Here is a 10,709-nt window from a genome sequence, read left to right as displayed (position 1 = left end):
TCCCTGGCTACGCGGGACTCAGATGCCCTTGTCCCCCCGCCCATGGTTGTCGTTTCGTGTTGTGGACCAGGGCGCTGGCGGGGTCGGGCGGAGCCCGAGGGAAAACAAAGGGCTGGGTGGGTGGGAACATCCACCTGGGTCAAGGGGCGCATCCGGTGAGGTCCGCCGGAGGAGTCGGCTGTGGGGTGTTGGCGAAGAAGAGCTTCGCGCAGGCGGCGGTGAACTGGGGGTTTTCTTCGGGGGTGAAGTGGCCGGATTCGGGGGCGATTACTTCGCGGACGTCGTCGGCGACTCGGCGGAAGGAGCCTGCGATTATCCCGCCCAGGGCCTGTTGGCCGCCTATCGCGAGCACTGGCATCTGCAGGCGCTTGGCTTCGGCGTTGGCCTGGTTGTCGGCGGCGTCGGCGGCCAGGGAGCGGTAGTACTCGAAGCCGGCGTGCCGGTCGCCGGGGTCGGAGTAGGCCTTGTAGAAGACCTCGCGGGCGATGTTCTCGGGGTGCCGCGCGCCGTCGAAGAAGTGGTCGAGGATCGGCTTGGTGTCGCCGGTGTCCCAGACCGCTTCCGCGATGGGTGACATGTTGAACTGGAAGTGCCAGCTGAAGGGGTAGAAGTCCTCCTGGCCGAAGCCGGGCAGCAGGGCCTCGATGACCGCGAGCCTGGTGACCTCGCCGGGGAAGTCCCGGGCGTAGGGGTAGGCGACCTGGCCGCCGACGTCGTGGGCGAGGAGCTCGACCTGGCCGCGGAAGCCGATCTTGCGGACCGCCTCGCGGATCCGGTGGGCGGTGGTGACCTTGTCGTAGCCGCCGGCGTACACGCTGGACTCGCCGATGCCGGGCAGGTCGAAGGCGAGCACGGTGTGGTCGCGGGCCAGCTCGGGGATGACCTTGTTCCAGGTGTACCAGGTGCCGAGCCAGCCGTGCAGCAGCACCAGCGGCGGGCCGTTCCCGGCCCGGACGTAGTGGATGCTGCCGCCGTCCACGGTGACCTTGCCGTGCCTGAGGTCGCCGCCGGCGTTGGCCGGCCCGGCGGCGGAGGTGAACAGGGTCACCAGCGCCGCGATTACCGCGAATAATGTGAGCCGCTTCATGACCGGCCCCCTGAATTCTTTGTCTCCACGGTCCCTCCTCGTTTTACCGATGAATTGATACTCGAATGCGGGGAGCGACCGCGCATCTCTAAGAATGCGCACTGAATGTGACGTGGATCTTGCGCCCCACCCGTCCCGCCTCGGCCAGCAGGTCCTCGCTCCACCGATCCCAGAGCCCGGCCATGCGGGAGGTGATGACGACCGTGTCCACGGACTGGTCCTCAAGACCGGTGAGCAGCCCGATCCGGTGGTGCCCGGTGTGGCCGCCGCCCGCGGTCGCCCGCTGAAGCAGATCGCGGTCGATGTCGAACAGGGTGGCCGGGGGCAGCGACGGCGGCACCCGGCCGCCCGCACCGATGACGACGATCCGGCCGGTCGGCGCGATCTCCTGCACGGCCGCGTCGATCTCGGCGGACACGTCCAGGTCGCGGACACTCGCCGCCCAGTCGAGCACGGCACGGCACTCGTCGTCGATGGTCCCGAAGAGCAGCCGCGGGATGAGCAGGGCGAGCAACTCGACCTGGGGCTCCTCCCAGCCGCGCAGGAAGTAGCGCAGGTTGATCGCGACGTCCTGCATGTCGTTGGCCCGGTTCCGCTCGTGCGGATACTCCAGCGCCCAGGCCGTCCTGGACAGGACCAGCGGCACGCCGCTCTTGAACAGCCTGAAGCCGAGATGCATGTCCTCGCAGCCCCAGCGGTCGAAGCCCTCGTCGAAACCGCCGACCTCGTGGAACTCCTTGGCCGGGACGGAGACGTTGATGGTGAAGAAGAGCAGCCACGGGATGGCCATGCGGCTCAGGTCGAAGTCATATTTCTCGTACAGTCCGTGCCTGACGTCCAGGAACCACGACTGGCCGGTGAAATGCTCGACCACCTGCTCGGGCGGCATCCGGGACATCGCCTCGGCGATGGCGTCCACCTGGTCGTGGCCGTAGTCGGGGTTGTAGCCGTAGGCATACCCGACGATGGCCCGCGGGCCGCCGGGACGGGCGTGCTCGGCCAGGTGGGCGCGGAGGAAGCCGGGGCCGACCATGCCGCCGGTGTCGAGGAAGACGAACAGCGGCGCGGACGCCATCCTGGCCCCCGCGTTGCGGGCGTGCCCGGCCCGGAACCCCAGATACTCCATGAAGTGGTATTTCATGTGCAGCTGCCCGGCGAAGGAGTCGACCACGTCCTTGGTGTGATCGTTGGAGCCGTCGTCGGAGACGATGACCTCGAAATCGTCGGCGGAAATGTCCTGCCGGACGAGGTGATTGAGGGTATCGCGCAGCATTTCGGCGCGATTGTAGGTGGGAATAATCACGGAAATCTTCATGAGTTCTCCCTAATACGTCGTAGCTGGTGTCAGCTGTACGCTTTTGCCTGAAGCGCGAAGAGCTCCGAGTAGAGGCCGCCGCTGGCGGCCAGCGTGCTGTGGTCGCCGACCTCGACGACCCGGCCGTCCTGCACGACGATGATCAGGTCGGCCATCCGGACCGTGGAAAAGCGGTGCGACACGAACAGCGTGATCGCGCCGGTCGCCTCGCCGACCCGCCTGGCCTGCTCCGCGTAACGCTCGAAGAGCGCGTGCTCGGCCTGCGGATCCAGCGCCGAGGTGGGTTCGTCCAGCACCAGCAGCAACGGCGAGGACCGCATCAGCGCCCGGCCCAGCGCCAGCTTCTGCCACTGCCCGCCGGACAGCTCGACGCCGTCGGCGAAGGACTTGCCCAGCTGGGTCTGCAGGCCGTCGTCCAGATGCTCGAGCACGTCGGAGCCCTGCGCCCGGTCCAGCGCGGCCCTGATCTCCGGCTCGTCGTCCAGCCTGGGCAGGTCGCCGACGCCGACCGTCTCGCCGGCGAGGAACTCGTACCGGACGAAGTCCTGGAAACCGGCGGCGATGCGCTCGCGCCAGGCGTCGATGGGGATGCGCCGCATGTCCACCCCGTCGATGAGCACCTGACCCCGGGTCGGCCGGTAGAACCCGCACAGCAGCTTGACCAGCGTGGTCTTGCCCGCGCCGTTCTCACCCACGATGGCGGCCGTGGCTCCGGCCGGGATGTGCAGGTTGACGTCGCTGAGCACCTTCGCGTCGGTGCCCGGATAGGTGAAGCCGACGTCGTCCAGCCGGATCCCGTCCCGCAACCGGTCCGGCGGGCTCTCGTCGCCGTGCGCCGCGACCGCGACCACGTCCCTGATCCCGGCCAGCCGCCGGTACGCGCTGGACATGCGCTGCAGGTCCTGCAGCAGCGTGACAGCGGTCGTGACCTGCTGGTTCACCTGCGCCGCGAGCGCGATGACCAGCACCACCTCGCCGACGCCGCGCCGCCCGGCGATCGCGTCCCGCACCACCAGCAGGACCGCGCCCACGTAGGCCAGCGCGAAGATCACCTGCCCGGCGGCCCGGATCCAGGTGGCGGCCAGATGCGCCCGCCACAGGCCGCGGGTGGCGTCCGCCCACAGCCGGGTGTGCCGCCCGCGCAGCTCCTTGGCGAGGCCGAAGACGCGCAGCTCACCGGCGAGCCTGGCCGACGTGGACAGGTGGAACAGGTTCAGCGCCACCCGGGTGGACTCGGCGGTGGCGGTCCGCGCGGTGTCCCTGACCCGTTCCGCGGCCCGGCCGGTGAGCAGCGGCGGGATCGCGGCCAGCGGCAACAGCAGCAGCCACGGGTTGACCAGGGCCAGCAGCACGCCGGTCAGCGCCACCGCCAGGCCCAGGCCGATGCTGTTGAGCAGCGCCTCCAGGCCGACCCGGAACTGGCGGCTCTCCTGCTGCAACACGGTCAGCGCGTCCGCGTGCTCGGCCCGCTCGTGGTGCTCGATGCCCGCCGAGCCGTTGGACAGCGCGATGAGCTGCTCGTCGAAGTCGAGTTCGGCCAGCTCGGAGAGCTCGAAGTAGGCCAGGTGGGCGAAGTGGCCGAAGGTCAGCACCATCACGGCGAGCACCGCGACGACGATGCCCGCCAGGGCCGCCTGGCCCGGGTCGTGGGCCACGATGGCGTTGGTCATCCAGGCGAGACCGGCGGCGAGACCGGGGGCCGCCGCCGCGCCGGCCACCATCAGCACCACCGAGATCGCGGTCTTGCGCCGGTCCATCCGCCACGCGGTGCTGATCATCTTCCAGGAGCCGGCGAGGAGGTCCTTCACACCGGCACCTCCTCGTCGATGTCGGTCTCGTCGGTGAAGCGGTCGGCTTGGAGGTGGAACAGGGTGGCGTACCGGCCGTCCAGCGCCAGCAGCTCCTCGTGGCTGCCCTGCTCGATGATCCGGCCGTGTTCCAGGACGACGATGAAGTCGGCCTGCCGCACGGTGGAGAAACGGTGCGAGATGAGCAGCGTGGTCGCGCCCTGGGTGAGGCCCGCGAAGTCGTCGAAGAACCGGGCCTCGGCGCGGACGTCGAGGCTGGCCGTGGGCTCGTCCAGGACCACGATCGAGGAGCCGTGGCGGAGGGCGAACAGCGCCCGCGCGAGCGCGACCCGCTGCCACTGGCCGCCGGACAGGTCGGCGCCGTCGGTCAGGTGCCGGGCCAGCGGCGTGTCGATGCCGAGCGGCAGCCGCTCCAGCGTGGCGGTGAGGCCCACCCCTTCGGCGGCGGCCCGGATCCCAGCCCGATCATCCATGTACGCCACCGCGCCGAACCCGATGTTGTCCGCCGCCGGCGCCTCGTACCTGGCGAATTCCTGAAATATCACGCCAAGCTTGGCGCGCCAGGCCTCGATCGGGTACGTCGAGATGTCGACGCCGTCCAGCCGGACCGCGCCCGAGGTGGGCTCGTACAGCCGGGCCAGCAGCTTGACCAGCGTGGTCTTCCCCGCGCCGTTCAACCCGACGATCGCCGTGCACCGGCCGACCGGAATGGTCAGGTCCAGGTCCTCGAAGACCGCGCGCCGCTGCCCCGGATACCGGAAGGTCACCCGATCGAACTGAATGGTGTGCACGGGCTCAGGCACGACGACGGCCGTTCGCTCCTCCTCGACCGGCTCGTCGATGCGGTCGGCGAACCGCTGCACCGCGTCGTACGCCTCCATGCCGATGGCGGTCTGCAGGTCCGACTCCGGGTAGTACTCCGCCAGCCGCAGCGACCCGAGCGAAGCCTGCATGACCAGGATGAACGTCGTCAGCGTGAGCGTGTCGGTGAACCCGACCAGACCGAAGACCGCGGCCGTGGCCACCAGCGCCCACGCCCCGAACCAGACGAACGGCCACAGGTAGACCCGCCGCCGCTCCGCCCACATCGGCCGCAGCCAGGCGAAGTACGCGGTCCGCAGCGTGTCCCGCATCCACCCGGCCAGGCCGAACACCCGGATCTCCTTGCCCGCCAGCGGCTGGATGGCCAGCGTGCGGAGGTAGTCGCCCTTACGCTCGGCCGAGGTGAGGGCGAACCGCACTCGGGCGTATTTGCGCAGGCCGCCGCGCTGGCCGTACCGGAAGAGCAGGACCGCGACGACCAGCCCGGCGGCGGCGAGCCAGGAGAACGCCACCCCGACCACGACCGCGTACCCGGCGAGCTGGGTGTAGCGCGCGATCAACGCGACCAGACCCGAGCAGGCCTGCCCCGGGCTCTGCACGCCGAATTCCAGCTCCCGCGCGGCCACCCGCAGGTCCTCGAGCGCGCCCTGATCCTCCAGCGGCCCAATCCCCGGCGTCCGCAACGACGCCGCCATCAGGCGCTCGACCATCTGCCCATCGATCCTGCGCGCCGCCAGCTCGCCCAGCGAGGCCTGCAGCGGTGCGATGATCTGCTGCGCCACGAACGCCACCGCGGCCACCACGAACACCGCGACCAGCGAGTCCCACGCGGCCGAATCCAGGCCGCCCTGCACGGCCGCGGGCACCCGCCCCAGCACCACGCTGGTGGCGATCACGAACACCACGGGCAGCAGGCCGAGCACCAGGTTGACGACCACCAGCAGCGCGACCAGGCCGGTCCCGGCCTTCGGCACCAGCGTGGCGATGCGCCAGCGCGAGGCGACCAGGTCGCCGGCCGACATCACATAGGGGTTGGCGCTCATGACGACTCCCGTCCGCTCGCCGCGACATACTCGGCGCACCTCGGCAGGTCGCGCGCCATGATGATGTTGTTCAGCTCCCAGTAGTTCAGCTCGCCGATGTGCGGCAGGAGCGCGGTGATGGGGGTGGCGTACTTGGCCGCCATGTATTCGTAGTTGCTCGCCGCCTGCTCGTTGTTGCCGTCGAAGCTCTTCTCGTGCGGGCAGTGGATGGCGGCCGCCTCCCGGTTCAGCACGAAGTAGGCCCCGTCCCGGTGCAGCCGGTAGCCGAGGTCGATGTCCTCGCCGCCCCACTTCCGGAACGCCTCGTCGAACATCCCGATCCTGCGCAGCTGCTCGGTTCCCGCCGAGACGTTGCAGGTCCAGTAGTTCAGCCAGGGGGCGGGGAGGTGGCCGAAGTCGTCGCCGTACAGGCCGTAGAAGATCTCCCGCACGTCCAGCCAGACCTTCTTGCGCTGGAGATCGGCGATCGTACGATCCGGCCGCTCGAAGTCGATGATCTCGTTGATCTGCTTCGCGTCCTCGTTGTCGAGGTTGAAGCAGTACACGTAGCCCACGACCGCGACCGGCCCGTCGGCCTTCTCGTGGCTCGCCAGGTGCGCCCGCAGGCAGTCGGAATGGGCCAGCACCCCCGAGTCGATGAGCACGGTGACATCCCCGCCCGCCGCCGCGATCCCCACATTCCGCGCCTGCGCCGCCCGGTACCCCTCGTCCTCCTGCCAGAAGTACCGGAGGTTGAGCCGCCCGCGGAAGGTGTCCACCATGTCGGCCGTCGAGTCCGTGGACCCGTCATCCACCACCAGCACCTCGAACTGGTCCTTCGGCAGACTCTGCCCGACCATCGACTCGAGCGTGTGCCGAAGCAGCCCCACCCGGTTGTAGGTAGGAATGACCACACTGCACTTCAACGACCCCACCATTGCCGCTCCAGTCCGTCGAGAAATGCGCCTAAAACGCCCGGACTGTCAGTCTTCCGGTGGCCTCTCCTGAGCCGCATCTTCCTAAATGCTGAGGTCATCCCTGCAGGTCAGGAGTCCTTCGCCTCCCGGCACGCTGATCACTCACTGTCCCGGCCCGCGACGCCTGACCGACGTCAATCACACGCGCCGAGGGGTTCGACGGCGTGGATGACCCGGCCACCCTGCGGGGGTGCGGCGAAGGCGACGGAGAAGCAGCGCACGACGACTCCGCCGGACCCGAGGAACGATCCCCTGTCCGCCACGGCCTCCACCGTGACAACGGGCGATCCGGGCGCGGTCGCGCGCACCCGGACCTCCGCGAGCCCTTCGTCCGCCTCCGCCACCGGGTCGGCCGCACTTTCCCAGCGTTGCACGGCGCGCTCGGCGAACAGCACGGCGTAGCGCTCGGCAGCCTCCTCGGCCGCCACGGTGAACCGCCATTCGGCGACGAAGAAGCCGGCTATCGGCAGCGCGAACACCAGCACGAAGATCCCGAGAGCCACCCAGAGGGCCACCCTGACCCACCGGACATCCCGTTCGTCGACCACCCGCGTGCCCTTCCGTCGGTGCTCCGATGTTAACCGCGGCCCGCCTACCAGCGACGTAGTTGCCCAGCGTGGTGTTCTCGTCGAGATAGCCAGCCGCCAATCGCGCGCACTCCCGGAAGCGGCCCTCAGCGGACTCCCGGAAGTCCGGCCACGGGTAGGGCCCGCCCGTATAGGCGTATTCGGGCACCGTCATGTCCCGCGTGGTCGCCCGGAGCAAGCGACGAAGTGGAAGTTCCAGCCGCGGGTCGTCCCGGGGTGCAGGGGTGCCGATCACACAACCATGTCACATTCGAGGTGTCAACGATATTTCGAAGTTGTGCGCTTTACTGCATAATCATGGAGCATGTTCGAACCGGCGTTGGCGGCACCACTTCCTGTGGCGTCCCCAGGTGGGCCACGATCCGCTGGTCCGCACCCGAAGCTCGCACCGCCCGCGCCGCGCGGCAATCGAATCCTGAAGGAGTACCCGTGGACAGCCCCGACCGCAGTATCCGGTCCGTCATCGAAGCCTGGGCGATCTGGCGCGACGCGGGGGCGTGGGACGACCTCCGTCTAACGTGGCATCACGACGGTCGGATGAAGACGACCTGGTTCAGGGGCTCTGCCGACGATTTCGTCGCTGCGGCTCGCGCGGGCTTTGAGGCGGGAGTGCTGGTGCACCACTTCCTCGGTGGTTCATTGATCGAGGTGTCGGACCATCGCGCGATCGCGCAGACGAAGATGTCTATCTCCCAGCGCCTCATGTTGGAGAACGTCGAGGTTGACGTCACCTGCGTGGGTCGGTTCTACGACTTCTTCGAGCGGCGAAGCGGCGACTGGCGAATCGTGCTTCGCGAACCGATCTACGAGAAGGACCGAGTGGACCCCGTGACGCCCGGTCAGATTCCGGCGATGGATCGAGCAGTGCTGGCAACGCTTCCGCCCGGCTGTCGGCATCTGCTCTACTGCCAGCGCAATGCGGGAATGAGCGTTCACACGGACGTTCCAGGTCTTCGCGGCCGAGAGGTGCAGGAACTCTACGCGGATGGCCGACGCTGGCTAGCTGGCGAGACTCTCCGCCGCTGACGGACCCACCCCGGCCCTCGGAGAGTGAGCGCTATTTTCGTAATTTTCACCCCTTCCCGAGAATGTCTGTTACATTCGCGACATGGCGACTAGTGACATCGAGACCGTGACTCAACTGGTGCTGCACGAGCGCCAGGGGCGCGACCGCAGGTGGTGGGATCAGATGCGCGCCCAGTACTGGCCGGACGCCACCGTGCACCTCAGCTGGTTCGAGGGGAGCGCCTACGAGAACGTCGACCTGTCCGAGGCGATGAACGCGAACGGCAGCGTGTCGACGCATCGCCTGTCCCCCTTGGTCGTCCACGTCGTCGGAGACCGCGCCATCGCCGAGTTGCCGACAGTGATCGAAGCTCCGATCACCATCAACGACGTCGACGTCGTTCTGATGTCGTCCCTCCGCATTCAGTACCGCGCGCTCCGGCGCGACAGTGACTGGCGACTCCTCAGACTCGACACCGTCTACGAGCGCGACCACCTTGTGGTGACGACCCCCGGCGAGTCCGTGCACGTCGATGCCGCTGAGCTTGCGCCGTTCCGCAAGCCCTACCGTCTGCTTGCCTGGTTCTTGGCCTCGCGCGGCTACGCCGTTCTCGATGATCTGCTCGGCGACGATCGTCCCGATGAGGTCGCCGCGTTCTACGAGCGCGAGCGTCGCTGGCTGAACGAGTCCTGATCACCATCGCTTCACCAGAAAGGAATCCCTGTGCCCGAAGCAGTGATCGTCTCGACAGCGCGCTCGCCCATCGGCCGCGCCTTCAAGGGGACCCTCGCCGGCATGCGCGCCGACGATCTGACCGTGCAAATGGTCCGTGCCGCCCTGGACAAGGTACCCGAGCTCGACGCAGCGGACATCGACGACCTCATGCTCGGCTGCGGGATGCCGGGCGGCGAGCAGGGGTGGAACATGGGCCGGAATGTGGCGGTCCTGCTCGGCTACGATCACCTCCCCGGCACCACGATCACGCGCTACTGCTCGTCGTCGCTGCAGACGACGAGAATGGCATTCCACGCGATCAAGGCCGGAGAAGGGGACGTCTACATCTCCGCCGGCGTCGAGGTCGTGAGCGGATTCGGCAAGGGCACGAGCGACGCGATCGAAGGCCAGGACCTCCTGAACCCGCGGTTCGCGGACTCCCTCGCTCGCACCACGCGCCGCGCCGCGCATCCTGAGCCCTGGATCGATCCCCGAGCGCGGGGTGAGCTTCCGGACGTGTACCTCTCGATGGGTCAGACGGCTGAGAACGTCCAGCAAGTGCTGGGGATGAGTCGTCGCGAGCAGGACGAGTTCGCCGTACGCAGCCAGAACCTCGCCGAGAAGGCGATCGCCGACGGATTCTGGGCGAGTGACATCACCCCGGTCGTCCGGCCCGATGGCACGGTGGTCGCGACGGACGACTCGCCTCGCCCGGGCGTCACGCTCGAGGCGGTGAGCCGGCTCGAACCGGTTTTCCGCGCGGGCGGCACCGTTACCGCCGGCAACGCCTGCCCCCTCAACGACGGCGCGGCCGCGGTCGTCGTGATGAGCGCTACCAAGGCCAAGGACCTGGGCATCACCCCGCTGGCCAGAATTGTCGCCACCTCCGTCACGGGCATCTCGCCCGAGATCATGGGTCTCGGCCCCGTGACCGCCATCCCTGCCGCACTGGATGCCGCCGGAATGTCCCTCGCCGATATCGACCTCTTCGAGATCAACGAGGCCTTCGCCGTGCAGTGCCTTGGTTCGGCTCACAAGCTCGGCATCGACCTCGACCGGCTCAATGTCAACGGTGGGGCGATCGCGATCGGACATCCGTTCGGAATGACCGGCGCCCGCATCACGAGCAGCCTCATCAACGCCCTCGTTCAGCGCGACAAGCAGTTCGGTGTCGAATCGATGTGCGTCGGCGGTGGAATGGGCATGGCGATGGTGATCGAGAGGCTCGCCTAGTTCCGCAGGGCTCTTTGCAGCCCGACGGGGCCGGTCCCCAGATCGTCGGCGATCGCGGCCAGGGCGATCGCCGACGCGGCGGCTCCGAGCGGCATGAGAAAGACCGCCGTGAGGACGACGAGGGCGCCCGACACCGTG

10 protein-coding genes are annotated in these 10,709 nt (G+C 68.4%); 3 read left to right on the top strand and 7 right to left on the bottom strand.

Translation table 11 applies throughout. The features are described 5' to 3' along the window. Positions 1–139: 139 nt before the first annotated feature. The 6 genes from ABGB08_RS46705 to ABGB08_RS46680 all read right to left on the bottom strand — a co-directional run bounded on the left by ABGB08_RS46705 (position 140) and on the right by ABGB08_RS46680 (position 7,579). Positions 140–1,087 carry an alpha/beta hydrolase gene (locus ABGB08_RS46705; protein WP_347604397.1) on the bottom strand — a complete coding sequence of 316 codons (948 nt, stop codon included), beginning with the start codon at positions 1,085–1,087 and terminating at the stop codon, positions 140–142. 88 nt (positions 1,088–1,175) lie between these two features. Continuing rightward, positions 1,176–2,402 (bottom strand): glycosyltransferase, encoded by a 1,227-nt coding sequence (locus ABGB08_RS46700; protein WP_347604394.1) that lies wholly within the window; start codon positions 2,400–2,402, stop codon positions 1,176–1,178. A gap of 29 nt (positions 2,403–2,431) precedes the next feature. After that, the gene (locus ABGB08_RS46695; protein WP_347604391.1) at positions 2,432–4,210 is read right to left on the bottom strand and encodes an ABC transporter ATP-binding protein; all 1,779 of its coding nucleotides are present in this window, start codon (positions 4,208–4,210) and stop codon (positions 2,432–2,434) included. Further along, positions 4,207–6,075, bottom strand: a complete 1,869-nt coding sequence (locus ABGB08_RS46690; RefSeq protein WP_347604389.1) for an ABC transporter ATP-binding protein — start codon at positions 6,073–6,075, stop codon at positions 4,207–4,209. Before ABGB08_RS46690 ends, ABGB08_RS46695 begins: the two co-directional genes overlap by 4 nt. Then, on the bottom strand, positions 6,072–6,992 hold the full coding sequence (locus ABGB08_RS46685) for a glycosyltransferase (protein WP_347604386.1): 921 nt from the start codon (positions 6,990–6,992) through the stop codon (positions 6,072–6,074). The genes ABGB08_RS46690 and ABGB08_RS46685 overlap by 4 nt, the downstream gene beginning before the upstream one ends. A gap of 173 nt (positions 6,993–7,165) precedes the next feature. Then, complete coding sequence (locus ABGB08_RS46680) at positions 7,166–7,579, bottom strand: hypothetical protein (protein WP_347604383.1); 414 nt, start codon at positions 7,577–7,579, stop codon at positions 7,166–7,168. A 468-nt stretch (positions 7,580–8,047) separates the two neighbouring features. On the opposite strand from ABGB08_RS46680, the gene ABGB08_RS46675 reads away from it, so the two are divergent. From ABGB08_RS46675 to ABGB08_RS46665, 3 genes are all read left to right on the top strand, one after another. Then, positions 8,048–8,644 (top strand): nuclear transport factor 2 family protein, encoded by a 597-nt coding sequence (locus ABGB08_RS46675; protein ID WP_347604380.1) that lies wholly within the window; start codon positions 8,048–8,050, stop codon positions 8,642–8,644. Positions 8,645–8,726: 82 nt separating this feature from the next. Then, positions 8,727–9,317 carry a nuclear transport factor 2 family protein gene (locus ABGB08_RS46670; protein WP_347604377.1) on the top strand — a complete coding sequence of 197 codons (591 nt, stop codon included), beginning with the start codon at positions 8,727–8,729 and terminating at the stop codon, positions 9,315–9,317. A 30-nt stretch (positions 9,318–9,347) separates the two neighbouring features. Continuing rightward, the gene (locus tag ABGB08_RS46665) at positions 9,348–10,571 is read left to right on the top strand and encodes an acetyl-CoA C-acetyltransferase (protein ID WP_347604374.1); all 1,224 of its coding nucleotides are present in this window, start codon (positions 9,348–9,350) and stop codon (positions 10,569–10,571) included. Here the strand turns inward: ABGB08_RS46665 and ABGB08_RS46660 are convergent. Continuing rightward, the gene (locus ABGB08_RS46660) at positions 10,568–10,705 is read right to left on the bottom strand and encodes a hypothetical protein (RefSeq protein ID WP_347604371.1); all 138 of its coding nucleotides are present in this window, start codon (positions 10,703–10,705) and stop codon (positions 10,568–10,570) included. The genes ABGB08_RS46665 and ABGB08_RS46660 overlap by 4 nt on opposite strands. Positions 10,706–10,709: the final 4 nt, after the last annotated feature.

It is taken from the genome of Acrocarpospora sp. B8E8 (genome assembly GCF_039871605.1).
GTDB classification, from domain to species: domain Bacteria; phylum Actinomycetota; class Actinomycetes; order Streptosporangiales; family Streptosporangiaceae; genus Acrocarpospora; species Acrocarpospora macrocephala.
This window is presented reverse-complemented; position numbering and strand designations above follow the sequence as displayed.

Bases quoted from the DNA above. Each gene is read 5' to 3' on its own strand.
- ABGB08_RS46670 (WP_347604377.1), top strand. From the start codon at position 8,727: ATGGCGACTAGTGACATCGAGACCGTGACTCAACTGGTGCTGCACGAG.
- ABGB08_RS46705 (WP_347604397.1), bottom strand. From the start codon at position 1,087: ATGAAGCGGCTCACATTATTCGCGGTAATCGCGGCGCTGGTGACCCTG.
- ABGB08_RS46700 (WP_347604394.1), bottom strand. From the start codon at position 2,402: ATGAAGATTTCCGTGATTATTCCCACCTACAATCGCGCCGAAATGCTG.
- ABGB08_RS46685 (WP_347604386.1), bottom strand. From the start codon at position 6,992: ATGGTGGGGTCGTTGAAGTGCAGTGTGGTCATTCCTACCTACAACCGG.
- ABGB08_RS46690 (WP_347604389.1), bottom strand. From the start codon at position 6,075: ATGAGCGCCAACCCCTATGTGATGTCGGCCGGCGACCTGGTCGCCTCG.